This window comes from Paenibacillus sp. FSL K6-1122 (assembly GCF_037977015.1).
In the GTDB taxonomy this organism is placed as follows: domain Bacteria; phylum Bacillota; class Bacilli; order Paenibacillales; family Paenibacillaceae; genus Paenibacillus; species Paenibacillus amylolyticus.
This window is the reverse complement of the sequence record NZ_CP150272.1, coordinates 4414887-4437769: the sequence shown is the minus strand read 5'-3', so window position 1 is coordinate 4437769 and position 22883 is coordinate 4414887. Positions and strand designations below refer to the sequence as shown.

The following is a 22883-nucleotide window of genomic DNA, read 5'->3' as shown; positions in this document are numbered from 1 at the left end:
ATAAACTGATTAGTAGATTATGGAAGGTTACATATTGTCATTGATGTTACGCTGCAGAGAATCAGGTCGGATGTTCAAAAGACAAAAAGAATGGTGGATGAGGTATGAAAAAATGGTCGGCAGCAGTCGTTTTTCTTCTGTTCCTATGTTTATTCCCAGTCATGGCCCATGCAGACACCACTCCCTCGATTGTACTCGACGGTGTAACCATTAACCAGCAGACGGGTGCACCTGCAGAGAATATCGGGAAAACGGTCATGGTTCCAATTCGAATTGTTTCCGAGAACCTGGGCTATAAGGTGAAGTGGGAGAAGGAAACTCAGTCAGTCCAGGTTCAAAAAGGAAACAGCATGATTCAAATGACGGCTGGCAAAGATGCAGCTACAGTGAATGGAAACGTGGTGAACTTGGATTCGCCCCCACTGATCAAACAGGGAACTACGCTTGTTCCGTTACGCTTTGTTGGGGAAGGCATGGGTCTGCGTGTTGGCTGGGACAATGGAACCAAGACAGTAAGCCTATTTAGTATTCCTCCCGTAGTTGAAACGGAAGGTGACAGTGACCCCGTCGAGGCACCTGTCCCGGATGGTTTGACAGAGCTTCAAGGCATCAGCTTCAGCGGAGATCGCTTGATTGTAGCAACAAACGGTAATATTAGCCCCAAAGTATCCAGTATTGGTGGGCCAGACCGAATTATTGTTGATCTGCCTTCAGCGACATTTTCTGAGGAATTCATTCAGGGACAAGCCTCTAACCCGGATGGGAGTGGACAGATTCTCGTTACGGATTCATCCATAGTTTCCAAAGTTCGGTATGCCATGTTCAGTAAATCGCCTTCTACCGTGCGTGTCGTTCTGGATATGAATCAGACGGCTACAGCCAAATGGTCTGTTGGAGATAACAATGTCTTGCTCGTTGACCTGACAGCCACGAGTGGAGAACCGACAAGCCAACCGGCATTACCTACCAATGATGGCAAAACGATTGTGGTCATTGATCCGGGACATGGTGGTCGTCAATCGGGTGCAGTGAGTTTGTCAGGAGCTTATGAGAAGGATTTCAATCTGGCTGTAGGACTGAAGGTACAGGAAACCCTTCAAAAATACCCAAATATTCAAACGGTCATTACACGCCAGGATGATACAGAACTTTCGCTCAAACAGCGTGTGGATATTGCTGAATTGAATCAGGCAGATGTTTTTGTATCCATTCATGGAAACAAATTCACTACACCGGTACCAAACGGCATTGAAACGCTCTACAGTCGTAAAGAAAGCAAAACTTTGGCTGACACTCTTCACAAATATGTGTTACCGGTAACAGGACTCAAGGATCGTGGGGTTAAAACGGCTAGTCTGCATGTGACGCGTGAAACAACCATGCCTGCTGTGTTACTTGAACTTGGTTTTTTAAGTAACCCTACAGATGAAGCAGTCATGCTCACGGAAGAATACCAGGACAAATGTGCACAGGCGATTGTGGACGGAATTGTTGAATTTTTGGGACTGTAAATTGAATTGTGCGCAAATATGAAGGTTAGGGTATTACGTTGTTTAGAGATGTATATTTGATAAATAAGGAAAAAAGAAGACATTAAAATGTAAAAAAAGCTTGATCTGACAACGTTTTTTTTCTGTTATGTTGGAATATATTCGCAACTTTTGAGAGCGAGGGGCGTCTAATAGGTGTCTGGTAATGCCCAAGCGGTCAGTCGGAGTTGGAAAATGACAACATGCGGCAAAAAAATATGAGAATGGTAGGGGTGAAGGATGAAGAAGTTCGGTTTTTTGGTACTGTTATTTGTCTTTGGGCTCGTATTCCCGGGCTATAGTCACGCAGCAACAGACACGAAAATTATCCTAGACGGTAAAGAAATCGTACAGCCATCGGATACAAAAGCGGAAATTATCAACAGCAAGGTGATGGTTCCGATCCGGGTTGTGTCCGAAAATCTTGGATATAGCGTGGAGTGGAAGCAGCAAACGCAAACGGTGACTATCAGCAAAGACAACACTGCCATGCAGATGATTGTTGGACAGAAGACGGCAACGGTGAACGGCAGTAACGTAAACTTGGATGCCCCGCCACTCGTGAAAAATGGTACTACGCTCGTACCTCTCCGATTTATTGGTGAGGAAATGGGTCTTAAGGTGGGTTGGAACAATACCACGAAGACGGTAACATTAGTTACCCAGAATTCAGGTTCCGGAAACGGGACAACCACACCTCCGAACTCTGGCAATGAAGGCGGAGGAACGGATCAAGAAGGTCTTGTACTGGTGAACGGCATCAGCTTCAGCGACAACCGCTTCATGATTGCAACAAGCGGAAGTACGAAGCCGAACGTCTTCACGATGACAGGACCAGATCGAATCGTTATAGACTTGCCGAATACCGCATTTGCTGATTCGTTCAGTGAAGGACAGGCTTTAGACAGCAACCAGAATGGACAACTCGTCGTTAGCGGCTATCCGGATGTGTCTAAGATTCGTTACTCGTTATACAGCAACAGTCCATCTACAATTCGTTTTGTAATCGATCTGTCCAGTTCAAAAGGGTACAGTGTGCAAAATGATTCCGGACTGGTTATGATTAACCTCGACAATCAAAGTGGTACACCTGCTCCTCCAGTTGGTAATAATGGCAAAAAAGTTGTCGTTATCGATGCAGGTCACGGAGATCAGGATCCTGGGGCAATCGGTGTAACTGGTAAACGTGAAAAAGACTTCAATCTGGCAATGGCTCTGAAAGTGGAAGCCTTGTTGAAAAAAGAATCCAAAATTGACGTTGTGTTAACGCGCAGCGATGATACATTTTTGGCATTAAAAGAACGTGTGAAGATTGCACAAGACATAAAAGCGGATATTTTCATCTCCATTCATGCTAACAGTGGCCCTGCTGCTGCGAACGGTGTAGAGACATTCTATACACGCTCCAACAGCAAAGCACTTGCTACAGTGATGCACAAGTATCTTTTACAGTCTTCCGGACTGAAAGATCGTGGAGTGAAAACGGCAAGTCTCCATGTGACCCGTGAAACGACAATGCCAGCAGTTCTGCTGGAAGGTGGATTCCTTAGCAATAAGAGCGACGAAGCAGCCCTGTTCACTGAGAGTTTCCAGAACAGTGTTGCCAAAGGGATTGTTGCAGGAATCAAGGAGTATCTGGGAATTAAATAAGGGACAAGCCCTTATGTTGAGGAGGCGGAGTTAGAATGAACAAGAAAATATGGATTGCAGCCTTGCTGGTAACGGTTATGGCAGTTGCTGCTGGATGTGGAAGCAAGCCAACAGCTGCTCCGAATCAGACGCAAGGCGCAGGAACTGAAAACAATGTGACCGAGGTTGAAGGCGAAACAATTACCGAACCGGTAACTGCTGAGCCTGAAGAGAATACAACGCCTACAGAATCGACGGAAGGCAGTTCGGAGGAAGCGACTACAACTACTCCGCCAAGCGAAACGTCTACGGAGAAGCCTGCAACTTCCGAAAGTAATGACAAGAAAACGATCACTGTATTCTATACGGATGAAGAAGAACTGGAGTTGCACAAAGCTTCGGCAGAGATTTCATACGCATCGGATGATGCCAAATATAAAGCTGCCTTTGAATCACTGCAACAGAGCAAAGACGCTAAACTTGTTCCGCTGTGGTCTAAAGAAATTGAATTGAAGTCTGTTCAGTTCAAGGATGGAGCTCTTACGCTGGATATTCATATGCCAGATACGGCACGTCTTGGAGCAGGTGGAGAGTCTTATGCGCTGGATGCTCTAAAACAAACGTTCTTCCAGTTTGATGAAGTAAAATCACTTGATTTACTGGTGGATGGTCAGCAGACGGAGAGTCTGATGGGCCATGTGGATCTTGAACATCCAATGACAAGATCCGAATAGGCTGTACAGCATGCTGTTGTACCGTGAATCCACGGAATATGGGTCGTTTTACATGAGAGAGGGGAATCATAGGTGACTTTTAAATATAACCATACATCACACTCTAAAAAAGTAGTATCAGCCGTGCTTGCAGGCATGATGGCCCTTAGCGCCGGCGGAGCTGCCATGGCAGCAGAATCAACAGAAACGGGGCAGGGTCAGACTGCTGCAATAACAAATACGGCTGCACCAACTGGTTTGTTCAGTGACATCAAGGTCGGATACTGGGCTGAAAAACATGTGTACAAACTGGCATATCAAGGTATTCTTCTCGGTAACAACGGCCTGTTCCGTCCAGGAGACGCGGTAACACAGCAAGAAGCTGTAACGATGGCAATCCGTTTTATGAATCAAGAGGGCCAGTTGAATACCGACACGGCTGCGGCATTACCGACAAACATGGAAGTGGGAAATTATTTCAAGCCATATGTCGCGCTGGCACTTCAACTGGGACTGATTGACAAAACGGAAGAATCAACGGTGGATGTATCCAAGACCTCCTGGGGTCAAAAACCGGCTTCACGGGAATGGATTACGAAATTGTTAATCCGTTCATTGGACAAGGATGCTGAAGCGAAGGCACAAAACAATCAATCTACCGGATTTACTGATAATGCAAGTATTTCCGAAAGTGGTAAAGGTTATGTCAATCTGGCTGTTAGCCTGGATCTGGCCAAAGGTGTGGAAGGCAACAAATTCAATCCAACTGGTTCCGTAACCCGTGCTCAACTGGCTACCTTCTTCAGTCGTGGTGAATCGTTAACGGATACAACGTACCCGAACACATCCACGGGTTATGTGACAGGATTGAAAGATGGGCAGATCACGCTGGTTGTGGACGGCAAAGCCGTTAACTTCGCAGTGAACAGCAGTACGCCTTACTTTACGAAAGACAGTGAAACTCGTGCTTCCGCCACAGATGTGAAGCTGTATACAAAAGTTATGGTTGTAGGTTCGGCAGGTGGGGCTTCCTATGTAGAAGTTGTTGATGCTACACCGCAGGTGGAAAGTGTTGAAGGTACATTTGCACGTTCATTGTCTGGTAATAAAATTGGTATCTTTGTGGGCGAGAATTACGAAACGTACAGTTATGATGAGGCAACTGCATTCATCGATCAGAATGGTAATGCAATCAAACTGTCCGATATTACGGCAGATAGCATCATCGAAGTACTGCGTGAGACGTTCTCGACTGACAAAAAAACAGTTGCTATACGTGTAAAATCCGGCATTGTTAACAAGAGTGACAATGGCGTAATTGCTGAAGTATCCACTTCTGGCAAAACGATCAAACTTGTCAATGCAGCGGGTGCTACAGAACAGTTTGCGTACAATGACAATCTGCTTATCACATATCAAAACCGTATCATGTCAGTGGCTGATCTCAAAGCCGGCAGTGCCGTTAAATACACCGTAAAGGACAGTGTTTTGCAAACTATCACATTGTCTCAAGGTGTGGAGCAATCTGTGCGCGGAACATTGGTTGAGATCGGTGGCAACCAGTCCACGTTAACGTTCAAACGTGAAGGGGGTTCCCTTGAGGCGAAACTGCTGACTGAAAAGCCGGAAGTTATTATTAATGGTATTCAGGATGCGACGCTAAATGATCTCATCACAGATGCAACGAACGGGGATCAGGTGGAGTTGACATTGAACTCTGACGACCAGGTAACGCGTATTCAGGTGATTGGACGTCAAATGGAACCTATGAACGGAGTAACGGTTGTATCTTACAACAGCAAAACAAAGGTACTTACCGTGTTGGACAACAACAAAAAACCGTTTGTATTTACATTGGATGAGAAAACCAAACTAGATTACAATACGACCAAACCTACACTGGCTGGTCTGGAGTCATTCTTAAATGATGGCCGCAAATTGGATCTGACATATGTGGGAACACGTGCGTTGTCCGTTAAAGTGATTTACAAGTATGAAGGTACGATCAGCAACATTGATACTTCTGGCAAGAAAATCAGTGTGTTGTCTGGTAATCAGACGATTACAGTGCCTTATACTACAGCACCTACGGTTGAGATCTATAACAAATCGGGCGCAAGTCTGGGAGATTTGAAGATTGGTGACAAAGTGACCGTAACGCTTGGAGCAAATCAGGATGTAGTGCAGAAGGTTGCACTGAACACTGTGGCTCAATTCGAAGTGGTTGCCTTGGAAGCAAATAGTCGTATTCGAGTAAAATCCGATCTGTTGACAAGTCAGTTCTACGTGGATCAAGCGGTACTGACAGGAGAGAGTGGTCAGACGATCACGCCTTCACAACTGACAGCAGGCAACCTGATCAATGTAACGTTTGAAGGAGCTACGCCAAAAGCGGTTCAAGTCGTGAAGCGTACGCTGGCTGAAGTTACAGCGGTGGATGCTTCATCTGTAACGCTCAAACAGTTTAACGGCCAGACTGAAACCGTGCCTGTTAGCGGTTCTGTTAAAGTCGTAAAATCTGGCTCCACATTAACTTCATTGACAAGTCTTACGGTCGGAGATCGTGTGGAAATGACAAAAGATACGGATAATTCCACACGCTTCAGAGTACTAACTGTCATGAGCAAACAATTCTGGTCTTATGATGGCGTTGGTAACCAGATTTTGGTTAAACGGGAAACGACAGCAGACACAAACTATCGTTTTGCACTCGGATCAAGTGTATTTGTTCACCAGGGTGACAATACTTTAAGCGTGCAATCTCTCAGAGATAATGATAATATTGTATTGTATCTCCTGAACAATGTTATTCTGGAGATTCAAAAACAGTAATCGTTTCTTTTCGAGGATCAAAAGAATGACCGTCTTGATACGGGATCTTTCCCGCATCAAGACGTTTTTTTTGCAAGCTTTTTGAGGTCCCCGCAAAGTACTCGGATGAAGCTTCGAAGTAAGGCTCCGCAGAGTGGAGTCATTTTGTGGGAGGTAGCTCTTCATGAATGCAGCGACGGTTAGACATATACTCGAAACTATGGAAGCAATGTTTCCTGATGCACATTGCGAATTAAATCACAGCAATGCATTTGAATTGACGGTAGCTGTCCTTTTGTCTGCCCAGTGCACCGATGAAACGGTGAACAAGGTAACCGCAGATCTGTTCCAGAAGTACAGAAGCCCAGCAGATTATCTGACAGTTCCTCTCGAAGAGTTGGAACAGGATATTCGGCGAATCGGTTTGTACCGGAACAAGGCCAAGCATATTCAGAACATGTGCCGAATTTTAATAGAGCAGTATGGCGGTGATGTACCGCAGGAACATGATCAGCTTGTGACGCTACCAGGTGTCGGGCGGAAAACCGCGAATGTAGTTGTTTCCAATGCGTTTGGAGTACCGGCAATTGCGGTAGATACTCATGTTGAACGTGTATCCAAGCGGCTGGCGCTTGCAGGTTGGGATGACTCCGTACTTGAAGTCGAAAAGAAACTAATGAAGCGCGTACCCCGGGACGAGTGGACTTTAACTCACCACCGGTTTATATTTTTTGGACGCTACCATTGCAAGGCACAGAACCCTGCGTGTCATATCTGTCCATTGCTGGACATATGCAGGGAAGGGAAAAAACGTATGAAAACGTCCCAAATCAGGAAAGATAAGGAACGTGTCACCACCCGAAAACGAAAAATAAATTAATGAGCAGAAAAGGATGAATAATCATGAAATGCATTTCCGTGTACACTGACAATTTTGAGGCCTTCTCCGATATCTTTGAACAAATCGTTGAACAGGAAATGGCTGAAAATGAAGAAAAAGAAGTAGAAGGTATCACAGTAAGCCACTCTGGCGACGTGCCTGAACATTATCTGGAGCGTATGTCCGTTAAACCCGAAGTTGTTGTTATGAGAGACAAAGGCAGAGACATTACAATTCTGCAACATGGACAAGTATTTGAAATCTTGCTACCTTCCATGGAGAACGCAGTTTCATAAGAAGTGATTACACTATTGTTTCTGTTGTATTAATGTCATGAGGATCGTTGTGGTTAAGGTGATCACATCGCATTCATGCAACAGACACTTGGCGTAAGCATTTGCTAAATACCGAGTATAAAACGTATTACAGATAAAACCGACTTGTTCGGTTTTATTTTTTTTAGATTATAGAACTTATACGTCCATTTATGTATATTCAATTCCAACCGTTCAAATTCAAACTTGATAATGTTAAAATAAATGTTGTAAAAGAGATAGACGTCGAAACGGATGTCAAATTAGAGGAGCCAGGGGGAAGGCCAGTCATGTCCAGAACAGATTACCCAAAAGAAATGGCCAAACCTCTGCTTCCGCTGCGTGAAGCGATGGAGCAGACAGGGGACCATACGGCTGTACAGGCTATAACGGATTTAATCAGCAAGGCGGAAATGAAACATCTGACGATTGCGTTCTGTGGTCATTTCTCTGCAGGCAAATCGAGTCTCATCAACAGTTTATGCGGTAAGCGGGTGCTGCCTTCAAGTCCCGTTCCAACAAGTGCAAATGTGGTATCCATTCGTAATGGTAAGCCAAGAGCGCTTATTTATACTACTCCAAACGTAAGCGCTGACAATGGAGCAGGAACACTTGAAGTTTCTCCAGAGGAATTGGAGGCGTATTGCAAAAATGGTGGAGCTTATAGCTCAATTGAGGTATGGGATGATATTCCTCTGCTGAAAGATGATGCTGTCCTGCTGGATACACCAGGTGTGGATTCAACAGATCGCGGACATAGTCTCGCAACCCATTCAGCGCTCCATCTGGCGGATGTGGTGTTCTATGTCATGGACTATAACCATGTCCAGTCCGAGACCAACCTTTCATTTGCCAAGAGTCTGTCGGATTGGGGCAAACCGTTGTTTTTGATCGTGAACCAGATCGACAAGCATCGGGAGCGTGAGCTCTCTTTTGACCAATATACCGAAGGTGTCGAAGCTATATTTGCGGCCTGGGAAGTTAGATATGACGGACTGTTGTTTACTTCCCTCCGCGACAAGCAGCATCGCTATAACCAGTGGGATGTGCTTCCGGAACTCATTGGACACATGATGCAAGAGAAGGAAGCGTTAATTACGCACAGTTTGGCAAGTTCGGCCAGTCATGTAACGGAGCAACACTTGACGAGAGAAGCCGAGAAAAGTGAAGACGAAGAGAATTCCCTGCTGGATGAGATTGGTGGCAAGGAAGGAATTGAACGCTTGGAACGAGAGCTGGAGCTTCTTGATCAACAAGCAGCAGACATTCGTACCGGGCCTTCGCGAGTGCGTGAGAAATTCCGGGCAGAGCTGGAACCTCTTCTGGCGAATGCAAATCTTACTCCTGCGGATATTCGTGCGTCGGCTGCCGCCTATTTGGAGAGCCGCAAACCAGGTTTCAGGGTAGGCTTATTGTTCTCAGGTGGCAAAACCGAGCAGGAGAAACAACGCCGTGCTTCTGAGCTGGTGCGGTTATTGCAGGATCAGGCTTCCGGACAAGTTGAGGTACATATTCGTACAATGCTTAGACAGCTGGGTGAATCCCATCAGCTATGGGGAGCGGAGTGGGAGCAGTCGCTCAATACGGAACTGCCTGCTGTAGATGAGGCACTGCTGGAGATGAAACGCAGTGCGAGTGCAGAGGTATCTCCAGAGTATGTGATTCAGTTCAGTAAAGATGTGCGGGGCGAGATTGAGGCCCGCTATCACAGGTCGGCCATGATGCTGGCCGACCGCATGCTAGAGGCGCTGGGCGCGCGAGGCGAAGCCGCGCTCCAGGCGCTGGACACCAGCCGCGCAGCGCTGCTGGCGCAATCCGCGGCGGCGGCGCGCTACACGGCGCTCCAGCGCAGCGCCGCCGCAGAGGCAGCAGGGCTGCGCAGCCTGCTGCCCGATGCGGGCCCCCTCCCCTCCGGACTATTGCCGGAGGTGAAGGGCCCGCACGTGCCCGCGGTGCCTGAACCGGGCGAAGCCCCCGGTTCGCATGCGGGCACGTCAACGTCTGTGGCTGCGCAGCCACAGACGCCAGAGGCACCGCCAGCGCAGCGCGCAGTCGCGGCGGCGGTGCCTGGGCCATCGTCGTCGGCTGGCGCTGAACGACGCCGACGCCTGGACGCAGCAGCGGCACGGCTTGAAGCCGCTGCTGCGCTGGTAGAGCCGTACCCCGCCATGGGGTCGGCGGTACGGGATCTGCGTGCACGCGCGGCTTCGCTTGCGGGCGGCACGTTCACATTGGCGCTGTTCGGAGCATTCAGCGCCGGCAAATCCTCCTTCGCCAACGCGTTGCTGGGCGAAGCTGTACTACCCGTCTCGCCGCATCCAACAACAGCGGCGATTAACCGAATCATGGCTCCTGCCGGGGGCGCGGAGCATGGAACAGCCCGGGTCCGCATGAAGACCCGGGACGCCTTCCAGGAAGATCTCGGCTATTCCTTCCGATTGCTCGGACTGGGTGAGCCTGGAGCGGAGTGGCAGAAGCGAGTACGCTCCCTCTCACCACAGGATGTACACCCCGCTGGGCGCCCGCACTATAGCTTTTTACAGGCGGCAGCATCCGGCTGGGAAGAAACAGCGGACCAGTTAGGTCAGGATGTGCTGGTGGATCTGGACGGTTATCGTAACTTTGTCGCAAACGAGAAAAAGTCCTGTTTTGTAGACAGTATCGATCTCTATTACAGTTGCGATGTGACTGAACAAGGCATTGTATTGGTGGACACACCAGGAGCGGACTCCGTGAATGCTCGTCATACGGGTGTAACCTTCAATTATATGAAGAATGCGGATGCACTCATTTTTGTAACGTATTACAACCATGCGTTCTCCCAAGGAGATCGCCAGTTCCTGAATCAGTTGGGACGTGTTAAGGATAGTTCTGCCATGGATCAGATGTTCTTTGTTGTGAATGCCAGTGACTTGTCTTCCTCTGAGGAAGAACTGGAGCAGGTTCTCGATCATGTGAGCACCCAACTGCGCAGTAATGGAATTCGGGCACCACGACTCTTCCCGGTATCCAGCATACTGGCGATGGAAGGCAAGATGGCAGGTGATTCGAAGTTGCTTGAGCAATCCGGTTTTATCCGTTTTGAGGAAGAGTTCAACCAATTTGCAGGCAGAGAATTAGCCGATCTTGCTGTAGGTGGAGCTTCCGAAGAGATGGCACGTGTCATTCAGCGGCTGAAGAAGCGTGCGGAAGATGCGGCTCAGGGGGAGGAAGTATTGCAGCAACGGCGGGATGAACTGGAGAGGATCCAGGGACAATCGCGCCAGCGCATACAGCAACTTGCAGCAAGATCCATGAAGGAAGAATTGTCACAGGAAACAGCAGAATTGCTCTTCCATGTGCGGCAGCGACTTGCTTATCGCCTTGGTCTATTCATGGCAGAAGCATTCCATCCATCCGTACTTCGGGAGGATCGAGGCAATCTGAAGATGGCTTTTGCAGCCTGTGGACGAGAACTGTTACGTATGATTGCCATTGAACTGGAGCAGGAACTGCTTGCTACCACCCTCAGACTTGAACAGGCAGGTCAGACCTGGCTGATGAAGCAAGTTACGGATTGTATAGACGAGGTGAGACAGTTATCTGGAGGCGTGGATGTGTCACTGCCACTGAACGAACGCTGGAGTACACCTGTGCTTGAAGAAGTTCGTCTGGAAGAACCGTCCGGATGGAAAAGCTATTTGAATTATTTCCGCAATCCGAAACAGTTCTTCGAAGGGGATGGACGTCAGCGGTTACAGGAGGCACTGGATCCTGTCCTCAAACAGATGATCATTGAAGTTCTTCCTGCTGCACAAGACAAGCTGATTCAGTTTTATGACAACCAGCTTCTTCAATCTTTGCAACACCAATCTCGTCAGTTGGAAGAGCGTCTGGACGAGGCGGTAAGTGGAATTCAAGACACACTGGAGAGCGGAATTCCGGCGGAGCAATGGACCAGCTTGTCTAACCAACTGGAACAGATTGAACGCAGTTAAAATCACGGCATAACGCGTATTCTCTGGAAGTCTTTGTAAAACAAAATGAATGATACAGCAACACATTGAAAATGTTGCGAAAATCAACCCAAAAGGGCCCCTGCCGAAAAGGCATATAGGGAGCCTTTTTTTGGTACGAACAACCTGAAATAAAGAGAATATTCAAACATTTGATTGAAAGGTGGGCATTTACCTTCGTTAATGCGTCAATAAGCTGAAAGCAGGCAGAATATGGTCTGTTATTCGCTTTGCCGCGAATGGGGTACGGTGATAAACTTCATAAATGTTCATAGTATTTTTGAACGACATAAGAGGAGGAGAAACATGGATGTTCTTAGGCAACTGCAAACCTTTTTTTGGGAAAAGCGAACGTATTTATTTGTATCAATCTTGTTCCTCGCCTTAGCGACCGCACTTGGGTTGGTGTATCCGTACATGCTGAGGATACTGATTGATGACATCATTGTTCCGCGAACTTTTGAAGACGTTCCCATAATTGCCTTGACTGTGTTAGGTGTAGTTATTTTAAAAGCGGGAATGCAGTTTTTACATGGCTTTTTTGGAGGACGCTTGGGTAACTTCCTGGCGTACAGACTTCGTAATGCATGTTACGAAAAGCTTCAATTTTTATCCTTCCGTTATTATGATACGGCCAAGACAGGTGATCTGATGTCCCGCCTCACGGGAGATTTGGAAGCCATCCGTAACTTTATCGGATTTGGTTTCGCCCAGATTCTTAACATGGTTTTCATGGTCGTATTCGGCGCAATCATGATGATGACCATGAGTTGGCAGCTTACGCTGTTCACGCTCATATGCATCCCATTACTTGCCTTCGTTGCGCTGAGATTCGAATCCAAAATTCACCCTGCGTTTCAGGAGATGCGGCTGGCACTCAGTTCACTGACAACAGCGGTACAGGAGAATATCACTGGCGTACGTACGGTAAAATCCTTTGCACGTGAGCCTTATGAAGTGGAGAAATTCTCCATACGTAATGAGCGTTACAAAACAAATCAGATTCATGCCGCAACATTGTGGAGTCGCTATTTTCCGATCATGGAGATTCTTGCTTCGGTGAGTATCGTGCTGTTGCTGGTGATCGGTGGAAGAATGGTTATACAGAAGACGCTGACACTCGGTGAACTCGTTGCCTTTTTCAGTTTGATCTGGTACATAATCGGTCCAATGTGGAACCTTGGGTTCCATATCAACAACTATACGCAATCCAAAGCTTCAGGTGAACGGGTGCTCGAACTGCTCAATACGCCAGTGGACGTGGAAGAAACGCAAGATCCGGTCATTGTGGAGGCAGACCAAGTGAACGGCCATGTGACATTTGAATCCGTTACCTTTGCTTACGGCAACAAAATGCCAGCAGTAACCGATATTAATTTTGACGCTGCACCCGGTTCTGTAATCGGTTTCCTCGGGGGAACAGGGTCAGGTAAATCGACCATCATTCAGCTTCTGATGCGTGCCTATAACGTCAACTCGGGAACGATCAAGCTGGATGGCAAAAACATCAAAGACATAGGTATCCGCAGTTTGCGGAGTCAGATCGCTTCTGTTTTCCAGGAAACATTCCTGTTCTCATCCAGCATTCGCAATAATATTTCCTACGGACTTAAGAACGTCACCATGGATGAGATCATCCGTGCAGCCAAGCTGGCCAAGGCTCATGACTTCATTATGGAGTTCCCGGACGGATATGACACGGTGGTTGGTGAGCGCGGTATGGGTTTATCGGGTGGACAGAAACAGCGGATTGCGATTGCAAGGGCTTTGCTGAAAAATCCGAAAATTCTGGTACTTGATGATGCAACAAGCGCCGTGGACATGGAGACGGAACACGAGATTCAGTCCGGTTTCCAGGAAGTTATGCGCGGCAGAACGACTTTTATTATTGCACACCGGATATCTTCACTACGACATGCAGATGAGATTCTGGTGCTCGATGAAGGTCGCGTGGTACAACGTGGCAAACATACCGAACTCATTGAAGTGCCTGGACCATACCAGGATGTTTATAAAATTCAATATGCAGATTATATTGCCCGCGGTAAGCGGGAGGCTGGGGAGCAGGTGAATTCATGAGTGCCGAAACGATAGCAGACAGGCGCGAGGCAAAAGTGGCCTCTGAGAAGAAACTGAATGAACGATTTGTGTATCAGGATGATGAAATTATTGAAAAACCGTTTAACTGGAAAGAATTTGGACGTTTATTTGCATACATGAAACCTTATGCGAAACAACTGTTACCACTCGTTATTCTAATGATGATTTTGGGCACCATTACAAAATTATCCGTACCTTTTCTGATCAGTCTGGCGATTGACCGTGCCATTGCACCGGCAACGGGGTTGCCAAGTATGACCATGCTTTATCTTATCGCTGGCTCCATTTTTGTGTTGTATCTCATTCAATGGGCAGCCAATACGTACCGGATCAAATTGACAAACATTATCGGACAGCGTGTTATTTATGACCTTCGCTCGGATCTGTTCAAGCATATCCAGAAGCTGTCCTTTAACTTCTTTGACAAAAGACCGGCAGGTTCCGTACTGGTACGTGTTACGAATGATATTAACTCCCTTCAGGATCTATTCACTAACGGTGCAGTTAACGTCATGATCGACTGCGTACAGTTGCTCGGGATCATTGTGATCTTGCTGTTGATTAACTGGAAACTGGGTCTTGCCGTGATCATTACGGTGCCAATCATGTTTATCATCTCGACCAAACTGCGGGTGCTGATCCGTCGGGCTTGGCAGGATGTGCGCATGAAGAACTCTCGGATAAACTCCCACTTGAATGAATCCATTCAGGGGATTCGAGTGACTCAGGCTTACACACAGGAAAAAGAGAACATGAAATATTTTGACAACATGAACCTGTCCAGCAAAAAGTCATGGGATAGAGCATCAGCGATGAACCAGGGCTTTGGACCGCTGATTGAGATTACCGGCGGATTCGGTACGTTAATCCTTTTCTGGTTTGGTGCTTACCTGATTCAGGAAGGTCAGTTGACCGTGGGATTACTTGTCGCTTTTGCCAACTATGTCGGCAACTTCTGGGACCCAATCAACCGTCTGGGACAGATGTACAATCAGTTGCTGGTTGCAATGGCATCATCGGAGCGTATCTTCGAATTCATGGATGAAAAACCAAGTATTGCGGATAAACCAGGTGCCAAGCCACTTCCTTCTATTAAAGGAGATATCGCATTCGAAAATGTGGTGTTCGAATACGAGAAGGGCAGACAGGCGCTGAAAGGGATCAGCTTCTCAGCGGCTGCGGGACAATCGATTGCACTTGTTGGTCATACGGGCTCAGGTAAAAGTACGATCATCAATCTGATCAGTCGTTTCTATGATATATCCGGCGGACGTCTCACCATTGACGGACAGGATGTGCGGGATGTAACGGTAGAGAGTTTACGCAGCCAGATCAGCATTGTATTACAGGATACCTTCATCTTCTCGGGTACGATTCGTGACAATATTCGATTTGGACGACTGGACGCAACGAATGAAGAGGTGGAGGATGCAGCCAAAGCAGTCAATGCACATGAGTTCATCATGAAGCTGCCTGGCGGATACGATACCGAAGTAGAGGAACGCGGGAACGTATTATCCATGGGACAGCGACAACTGTTATCCTTTGCCCGTGCGTTGCTTGCTGATCCACGCATACTGATTCTGGATGAAGCTACAGCCAGTATTGATACGGAGACAGAGCTTAAAATCCAGGAAGCGTTGAAGGTGCTGTTGCAGGGAAGAACGTCCTTTATGGTCGCTCACCGTCTCTCAACCATACGGAATGCAGATAACATTATCGTCCTGGATCATGGTGAAATTAAAGAAGAGGGTAACCATGAGCAGCTTATCCAAAAACAAGGCGTCTACAATGGATTAATAGAAGCTCAATACAGATTTTTGTGATGAAACCTTCGGACGCCTGTGAAGCGTCTGAACACATAGGAACTTATAACACTCTGGTGTTTTTTAGCTTGATCCTTCAATAATAAGTGCATCTTATTCATTGAAGACAGGTTAGAGGATAGCCGGAGTGTTTTTTTTATTCGTTAGTGTGGTATGTTATATTTTTGAAGAATGAAATCAATACAATCGTTCATGGCTGGAGGGAGATCAATGCAGATGGACAACAACGAAATAAATTCAAAGCATTTGGATCACCTGGATCATATGAATTTTAGGCTCCTTCACGTGAATTATACAAGTGATCCTGCGACGGAGTGGCTTCTGAGGAAACACTTCATTGAAACATACATGTTATTATTTGTAGCCAGTGGGCAAGGGTGGTTAAAGATAGATGGCAGTTTCATCGAATTGAAGGCGGGCGGACTGTATGTAGGCTTCCCGGGGCAACTGGTTGAGGCAAATGTGCATTCGTTGGATGAAAGAGGCGTGTATCACATGAGTTTTGATGTCATGTACGCACTGGAGCAGGAGGGTGGAACAGCCCTTGAAATGATGAAGCAACTTTTACGTAATGAAGTAAATGGCGAGGTCAGCTCATCTTCACCCGTTGCTGTTGGCGTGATCTGTCAGATGATTTACCACCACACGTTGAAGAAGGATGGTTTGCAAAGGTACTATGGTCAGATTCGTTTTCAGGAACTGTTGTATACCATGTTTTACGACGTGGCCTTTACCGAAAAGACGGACCTGGCTTCACCAATTGAACATGTCAAAGGTTACATGGAGCAGAATTATTCGAAGAGATTAACCATTGAGGAATTAGCAAATGTGGCACGAATGAGCCCTCGACATTTCATGCGTTTATTCAAGAAAAGGTATGGTTACAGTCCAGTGGACTATCTAACGCTATACCGAATTAAACAAGCCCAGATCTTAATGAGAAATGATCACAGTTATCGACTCAAGGATGTGGCATCGTACGTGGGTTATCAGGATGAGACGTATTTCCGGCGTAAATTCAAGCAAATCTCTGGCATTCCACCAGCAGCGTTTATACGTAATAGCAAACAAAAAATTGCTGCAGTTCATTCTGTGAGCATTGGTATACTGCTTGCATTGCAGATCATTCCCTGTGCCGCGCCGGCAAGTCATCCATGGACATACTATTACCGACGTAAATATGAAACGGACAAAGTTATGCCACTCGCAGAGAGTGAGACCACCTGGCTGGAACAGCTTCGATTAGTTAAACCTGATTATATTATTACTGTTGGGACGGAGTCTGAGGATTTGCAAAGACAGCTTCATTCCACTGCTCCTGTGTGTGACCTCCCGTGGGAAAAAGGAGATTGGAGAGAGCATTTGAGATATGTTGCAAGCTTTTTGGACAGGTCTGATATTGCAGAGGTATGGCTTCAAAGATATGAAGAGAAGGCAACGACCATAAAGGACCAGCTTGAGGATTTCATACGAAAAGACAGATTAGTTGTACTCAAAGTTTATGGTGAAGCGTTGCAGATGTTAGGCCCAAGGAGCATTGCTTCCGTTTTTTACGTTGATATGCAAATGGAGGGTCCCGAAGGAGTTGAGACTTATTGGGAACGGGGCACAGTAACCATTAGGGAGTTGTCTGTTCTCAACGTGGAAAGAATATTATTGATTGTGGGTGATGATGAGACATCCAGGCAGACATGGTCTGCTGTGCGTAAGTCTGAAGAATGGCTTGCGTTGTTAGCGGTACAGAATGGCAGAATGGATATGCTTTTGTCGAGCGTCCTGCTGGACTACACTGCGTTTACCCATGAGCTTATGTTGGATGAAATATTAAAGTTATGGCAAGATCGTCCATAGCAAAAAGTCTGAATAGTCAATATCATACCTGAACATATTTTAATATACTTACTCCTATATCAAATGATAATGATAATTATTATTAATTAGACGTTGTCATAACTAAATGCCATATAGGGGGTACATAAAGAATGAGATTCAGATGGTTAACGGTACTATGCACCATGATGTTGGTGCTCATTATTTCGGCTTGCGGTGCAGCAGGCAACGAAGCATCCTCGAGCGAGGGTCAAGAAGAGGGTACCGCCAATTCTTCAACAACAGAAACAAGTCAGGTAAAAAAAGTGACTACGGAAATGGGAGAAGTTGAAATTCCGGCGAACCCACAAAAAATAGTTGGTTTGTCCGTTGTATATCCAGAATTTTTATATTCACTTGGCATCGTACCCATTGCTGTACAGAACTACCATGAGGATTTTCCTTCTTACTTGCAAGAGCCATTCGCAAACACGATGAAAATGGGAATAGGAAGAACGCCTAACTTTGAAGCCCTCATGGAGGCAGATCCGGATTTAATTATCGCCCCTGACTGGTGGTCCAAAAAGGACTATGATCAGCTTACTCTGATTGCACCTACCGTACTTTTGCCACAGCGTGATGATTGGCGCGATGAACTGCGGGATATGGCCAAAATTCTGGACAAAGAAGAACAGGCAGAAAAGGTGATTCAGGATTTGGTGGATAAGGAGAAGGTAGCTGCTGCCAAATTGGATAAGCTGATTGGTGAGGAGACTGTTCTCTACATTAGAGTGATGGAAAAAGAAATCGTACTTCATGGGGAGAACCTTGACCGAGGAAACTTTGTCCATAAACGATTGGGAATGAATCCACTTCCTAATTTCCCGAAAGATCAAACTGCCATGTCCGTATCCTTGGAAGTACTGCCTGAATACGACGCAGATCATCTGATCGTTCAGCTGGATGATGAGACTAATCCGGAAATTAAAAAGAAATTTGAAGATATGTTATCTTCATCGTTATGGAAAAATCTGAAAGCAGTCAAGCAGGACCACGTCTATATGGTGGGTGGCAAGGAATGGTTCAATCTGGGAATGTCTCCACTTGCCGATGAATATGTCATTGATGATATTGTTGCTGCTTTTGAAGCAAAAAACAAATAAAGCAAACGGGTAAAGTTACATGTATCTCGAATTCATAACTAAATTAACAAGGTGTGTTTAAAATGAATGAAGAAGATATCTATGATGTAACCATCGTCGGAGGCGGACCGGCGGGATTATATGCGGCCTTTTATGCCGGGATGCGTGATATGAGAGTTAAGATCATTGACGGCAAAGACCAACTTGGTGGTTTTCTGCATACCTATTCCGAAAAAACTATTTGGGATGTGGGTGGCCTGCCACCAATGAAGTGTTCAAAGTTGATTGAGTATCTGGTTCAGCAGGCGAATACCTTTAATCCAACGGTTGAATTGAATTGCAAAGTAGATCGGTTCGCTCGACTGGACAACGAGATTTTGGCTCTGTATACTGCTGAAGGCGACATACACTATACGCGTACAATCATTGTTGCAGTGGGCCGCGGTATCGCAGAAATTCAGAAATTGGAGCTTCAGGAGCCGATTCAATGTGAGTATGAAAATCTTCATTACACCGTGCAAAATCCAGAACATTTTTCCGGGAAGCGTGTGCTCATTTCAGGAGGAGGCAACAGTGCAGTAGATTGGGCAATTGAACTTGCTCAACTTGCACGGAGCGTAGTGGTCGTCCACCGAAAAAATGAGTTTCGTGCAATGGAACGCAATGTTAGCGAGATGAACAATGTAACGGATGTCAGAACACCATATAGCATCACACGGCTTCATAATCATGGTGAACGTATCCATCAGGTTGTAATTACGCATATGGAGAGTCAGGAAAATGTATTGTTAGATGTGGATGAAGTCGTAGTTAGTCATGGATATAAAAGCAATTTAAGTGATCTTGCCAGTTGTGGCTTAGAAATGGACGATGGAATGGTTCTAATGAGTCACCATGCACAGACGAGTCTGCCGGGTGTTTTTGCTGCAGGGGATTGTGCAACTCACGATAGCAAAGTCAGACTTATTGCCGGAGCTTTCAACGATGCGATTTTAGCTGTAAATAGTGCGAAAAAATACTTGACTCCAGATGCTCCCATGATGGCGTACGTCTCCTCCCATAATGAAATTTTCAGAGAGAAAAACAAACAAATCCCAAGTCTTTAAACTTGGGATTTGTTTGCGTATTTCGATTCGTTGGAGTATTTAAGTCTGCTCTTTTAACATTTCCTTAATTTTGGGAGGAATGGAAGGAGTATCGAATCTGTGAGCAGTAATTGTAAAATTTGATCGAAAAAACACAAAAAATCTTGTAAAATTCACAAGAAAAATAGGGAGCACTCTTGCAATCTTTAACCAAAACCCCGAAAATAGAGAGACAGATATAGAAGATTTCTCTTTGGGAGGATTGGAAAGAACATGTGGGGTGCTCCTTTTACGGCTCAAGCCAAAAAAATGCTGCTACTAGGCAGTGGAGAATTGGGAAAAGAGGTCGTTATTGAGGCCCAACGACTGGGAGTAGAGACGATCGCTGTTGATCGTTATGAGAACGCACCTGCAATGCAGGTCGCGCACCGGTCTTACTGCATCGACATGCTGGATGCCGAAGCTTTGAAACAATTGATCCGTAAAGAAAAACCTCATTACATCGTACCTGAGATTGAAGCTATTGCAACAGAAGCTTTACTGGAGCTTGAGGAAGAGGGATTTTGTGTAGTACCTACTGCCCGAGCTGCACGTCTAACGATGGATCGCGAAGGCATCCGTCGGCTTGCAGCCGAACAATTGAAACTTCCGACAGCTGATTACCTTTTTGCGGATAACCTGGAACAACTTCAGGAAGCCGTACGTGAGCTTGGCACACCTTGTGTCATTAAACCATTAATGAGTTCTTCCGGCAAAGGGCAGAGTGTATGCCGAACACCGGGCGACGTGGAGGATTGCTGGAACATTGCTCTTTCGGGGGCTCGTGGCAAATCCGTTCGTGTTATTGTGGAGAGCTTTGTGCAATTTGACAGTGAGATTACATTACTTACCGTTAGGTCTGTATCAGGCACCGTATTTTGTCCTCCGATTGGTCATATTCAGAAGGATGGGGATTATGTCGAATCCTGGCAGCCTCATGCAATGACTCCTGAGCAATGGCAGCAAGCTTGTCATATTGCCAAATCCGTCACGGATGAACTTGGCGGGTATGGACTGTTTGGAGTGGAATTGTTCCTCACATCGGATGGTGTTGTGTTCAGCGAGGTATCTCCTCGTCCACATGACACAGGTATGGTTACAATGGTGACGCAAGACAGTTCCGAGTTTGCGCTGCATGTACGTGCAATTCTTGGTTTTCCGGTCACAGGTGTACATCTGTTGACACCGGGAGCTTCAGCAACGCTGAAGGCTAATGATGAAACATCTGACTTTACTGTAGGCGGGATTGAAGAAGCACTGGCTCTTCCTCGTACTCAGATTCGTGTATTTGGCAAACCTGAGACCAAAGTAGGACGCCGAATGGCTGTAGCTTTAAGTGCTGGTCAAGATGTGGAAGAAGCTCGTAAAACAGCGGTGCAAGCCGCTAATATGCTGAAAGTGGAGGTAAATCATGTCCAATAATGTTGAGGCCCCTGTACTGATGATCCGAGAGTGTGAACTACGAGATGCTGAAGCGGTAACGGGACTGATGCGAGAGGTCAGCTATCCGACAACAACCAATGTCATGAAAGAACGTATTGAATGTTTGGAAACCAATCCAAACGCATGCATGCTTGTTGCCGAAGTGGATGAACAAATTATTGGTGTGATTGGCTTGCAATGTGTGCAAAGTCATGCCTATCCAGAACCTGCCGCACAAATTACTTCCCTGATTGTAGGTCAAGAACATCGTGGTGGTGGGATTGGCCGTCGTCTGATGGCTCGTGCCGAAGATTGGGGCAGACAGCAAGGTGGTAAACAACTGTTTGTCACGGGTGCAAACCGTGAAGTGACTTCAACAACGTACTCTTTTTATGAGCACATTGGTTTTCAGAAGAGAGGTTATCGGTTCAGTAAAGTTCTTCTATAGTACAAATAAAGTTTCTTCTATTGCATGGAAATTCTCATGATATCCTGATCTGCACAATCTGGTGTGGTGAATGATAAATAGATGGTGAAGCGACATTCGACTAGCATTTTTAGTCCGAATGTCTTTTTTTTTATGGCTAAAAAATGACAAAAAAGTTACTTTTCCATATTTTATAGGTTCACAATCTCCTGTCGAATTGATATACTGCTAGAGTATTAATTACAAAGTTGTAATAACTAATCTTAAGGAGATGAATGAATTTGAAAAAGAAATGGATGAAAACTGTCGTAACGAGTAGTCTGACAGCCGTACTGGCCGTAGGGGTAATGCTTCCTGCTTCCGCGTCTGCTGCAGATTCAACATATAAGACTATCACAACGTACAAAATTACAAGCACAGACAGCTTGAAAGCTTACATTGAGAAATGGCTCAAACAAAATGGATACACCGTATCCGAGGGGCAAATTGTAGAGAAACCTGCTACGCAACCTGATCAAACGACGAAACCTGCTGAGCCGACAACAAAACCAACTCAACCAACAACAAAACCTGCTGAACCTACAACTAAGCCTGAGCAACCGACTAAACCAACACAACCAGTTCAAGAAGAAAAACCGGAAACTACACTGGCTAAAGATCCTTCAAACACGGGTAACACAGGTAACAATACAAGTAATAATGGTGGCGAAAGCACACAATCTGACTTTGCTACTCAAGTTGTAAAACTTGTGAACGCTGAGCGTGCTAAAGCAGGTCTGAACGCTCTGACTTCAGATGCACTTCTGGACAAAGTAGCTGTTGCTAAAGTAAAAGATATGAGTAACAATAACTATTTTGATCACCAGTCACCTACGTATGGTTCTCCGTTTGATATGATGAAACAATTCGGAGTAACTTACAGCTATGCAGGTGAGAACATTGCCCAAGGACAAAAAACACCACAGGAAGTGGTTACAGCTTGGATGAATAGTGAAGGTCACCGCGCTAATATCTTGAGCAAAAACTTTACACATATCGGTGTAGGTTTCTACAACGGATACTGGGCACAAGAGTTTATCGGTAAGTAATCGATTTATAATGAAGAAAGTATGAATTTCTTTACCACAAGGTTATGCCAGTACACAGTTCAAATCTGTGTGTG

General features: G+C 46.0%; 15 protein-coding genes. All 15 read left to right on the top strand.

What is annotated here, in order from left to right:
• Positions 1–104: 104 nt before the first annotated feature.
• The 15 genes from NSQ20_RS19880 to NSQ20_RS19810 all read left to right on the top strand — a co-directional run bounded on the left by NSQ20_RS19880 (position 105) and on the right by NSQ20_RS19810 (position 22809).
• Positions 105–1511 (top strand): N-acetylmuramoyl-L-alanine amidase family protein, encoded by a 1407-nt coding sequence (locus NSQ20_RS19880; RefSeq protein WP_340017792.1) that lies wholly within the window; start codon positions 105–107, stop codon positions 1509–1511.
• A 258-nt stretch (positions 1512–1769) separates the two neighbouring features.
• The gene (locus NSQ20_RS19875) at positions 1770–3179 is read left to right on the top strand and encodes an N-acetylmuramoyl-L-alanine amidase family protein (protein ID WP_340030702.1); all 1410 of its coding nucleotides are present in this window, start codon (positions 1770–1772) and stop codon (positions 3177–3179) included.
• Positions 3180–3214: 35 nt separating this feature from the next.
• Positions 3215–3892 carry a GerMN domain-containing protein gene (locus tag NSQ20_RS19870; RefSeq protein ID WP_340030701.1) on the top strand — a complete coding sequence of 226 codons (678 nt, stop codon included), beginning with the start codon at positions 3215–3217 and terminating at the stop codon, positions 3890–3892.
• Positions 3893–3964: 72 nt separating this feature from the next.
• A complete protein-coding gene (locus NSQ20_RS19865; RefSeq protein ID WP_340030699.1) occupies positions 3965–6703 on the top strand; it encodes an S-layer homology domain-containing protein in 2739 nt (912 codons plus the stop codon).
• 163 nt (positions 6704–6866) lie between these two features.
• Positions 6867–7562, top strand: coding sequence for an endonuclease III (nth, locus tag NSQ20_RS19860; RefSeq protein ID WP_338706416.1), 696 nt, complete (start codon positions 6867–6869; stop codon positions 7560–7562).
• 23 nt (positions 7563–7585) lie between these two features.
• Positions 7586–7858 (top strand): hypothetical protein, encoded by a 273-nt coding sequence (locus tag NSQ20_RS19855; protein WP_017687779.1) that lies wholly within the window; start codon positions 7586–7588, stop codon positions 7856–7858.
• Positions 7859–8166: 308 nt separating this feature from the next.
• Positions 8167–11853, top strand: a complete 3687-nt coding sequence (locus tag NSQ20_RS19850; RefSeq protein WP_340030698.1) for a dynamin family protein — start codon at positions 8167–8169, stop codon at positions 11851–11853.
• Positions 11854–12177: 324 nt separating this feature from the next.
• The gene (locus NSQ20_RS19845; RefSeq protein ID WP_036613268.1) at positions 12178–13950 is read left to right on the top strand and encodes an ABC transporter ATP-binding protein; all 1773 of its coding nucleotides are present in this window, start codon (positions 12178–12180) and stop codon (positions 13948–13950) included.
• On the top strand, positions 13947–15797 hold the full coding sequence (locus NSQ20_RS19840) for an ABC transporter ATP-binding protein (protein ID WP_036613270.1): 1851 nt from the start codon (positions 13947–13949) through the stop codon (positions 15795–15797). The genes NSQ20_RS19845 and NSQ20_RS19840 overlap by 4 nt, the downstream gene beginning before the upstream one ends.
• A gap of 210 nt (positions 15798–16007) precedes the next feature.
• Complete coding sequence (locus NSQ20_RS19835; RefSeq protein WP_340030697.1) at positions 16008–17648, top strand: AraC family transcriptional regulator; 1641 nt, start codon at positions 16008–16010, stop codon at positions 17646–17648.
• Between the two features lie 131 nt (positions 17649–17779).
• Entirely contained in the window at positions 17780–18769 is a 990-nt protein-coding gene (locus NSQ20_RS19830; RefSeq protein ID WP_100527268.1) for an ABC transporter substrate-binding protein, read from the top strand.
• 62 nt (positions 18770–18831) lie between these two features.
• Positions 18832–19854, top strand: a complete 1023-nt coding sequence (locus NSQ20_RS19825) for an NAD(P)/FAD-dependent oxidoreductase (protein ID WP_340030695.1) — start codon at positions 18832–18834, stop codon at positions 19852–19854.
• A gap of 252 nt (positions 19855–20106) precedes the next feature.
• Complete coding sequence (gene purT, locus NSQ20_RS19820; RefSeq protein WP_047843517.1) at positions 20107–21294, top strand: formate-dependent phosphoribosylglycinamide formyltransferase; 1188 nt, start codon at positions 20107–20109, stop codon at positions 21292–21294.
• The gene (locus tag NSQ20_RS19815; RefSeq protein WP_017687788.1) at positions 21284–21742 is read left to right on the top strand and encodes a GNAT family N-acetyltransferase; all 459 of its coding nucleotides are present in this window, start codon (positions 21284–21286) and stop codon (positions 21740–21742) included. Before purT ends, NSQ20_RS19815 begins: the two co-directional genes overlap by 11 nt.
• 260 nt (positions 21743–22002) lie before the next feature.
• Positions 22003–22809 carry a CAP domain-containing protein gene (locus NSQ20_RS19810; RefSeq protein WP_340030693.1) on the top strand — a complete coding sequence of 269 codons (807 nt, stop codon included), beginning with the start codon at positions 22003–22005 and terminating at the stop codon, positions 22807–22809.
• Positions 22810–22883: the final 74 nt, after the last annotated feature.

Excerpts from the sequence above, each read along its gene's own strand:
- NSQ20_RS19825 (WP_340030695.1), top strand. The coding sequence starts at position 18,832 with ATGAATGAAGAAGATATCTATGATGTAACCATCGTCGGAGGCGGACCG.
- NSQ20_RS19880 (WP_340017792.1), top strand. The coding sequence starts at position 105 with ATGAAAAAATGGTCGGCAGCAGTCGTTTTTCTTCTGTTCCTATGTTTA.
- NSQ20_RS19840 (WP_036613270.1), top strand. The coding sequence starts at position 13,947 with ATGAGTGCCGAAACGATAGCAGACAGGCGCGAGGCAAAAGTGGCCTCT.
- NSQ20_RS19835 (WP_340030697.1), top strand. The coding sequence starts at position 16,008 with ATGCAGATGGACAACAACGAAATAAATTCAAAGCATTTGGATCACCTG.
- purT (WP_047843517.1), top strand. The coding sequence starts at position 20,107 with ATGTGGGGTGCTCCTTTTACGGCTCAAGCCAAAAAAATGCTGCTACTA.
- NSQ20_RS19875 (WP_340030702.1), top strand. The coding sequence starts at position 1,770 with ATGAAGAAGTTCGGTTTTTTGGTACTGTTATTTGTCTTTGGGCTCGTA.
- NSQ20_RS19845 (WP_036613268.1), top strand. The coding sequence starts at position 12,178 with ATGGATGTTCTTAGGCAACTGCAAACCTTTTTTTGGGAAAAGCGAACG.
- NSQ20_RS19855 (WP_017687779.1), top strand. The coding sequence starts at position 7,586 with ATGAAATGCATTTCCGTGTACACTGACAATTTTGAGGCCTTCTCCGAT.
- NSQ20_RS19830 (WP_100527268.1), top strand. The coding sequence starts at position 17,780 with ATGAGATTCAGATGGTTAACGGTACTATGCACCATGATGTTGGTGCTC.
- NSQ20_RS19815 (WP_017687788.1), top strand. The coding sequence starts at position 21,284 with ATGTCCAATAATGTTGAGGCCCCTGTACTGATGATCCGAGAGTGTGAA.
- NSQ20_RS19870 (WP_340030701.1), top strand. The coding sequence starts at position 3,215 with ATGAACAAGAAAATATGGATTGCAGCCTTGCTGGTAACGGTTATGGCA.
- NSQ20_RS19850 (WP_340030698.1), top strand. The coding sequence starts at position 8,167 with ATGTCCAGAACAGATTACCCAAAAGAAATGGCCAAACCTCTGCTTCCG.
- nth (WP_338706416.1), top strand. The coding sequence starts at position 6,867 with ATGAATGCAGCGACGGTTAGACATATACTCGAAACTATGGAAGCAATG.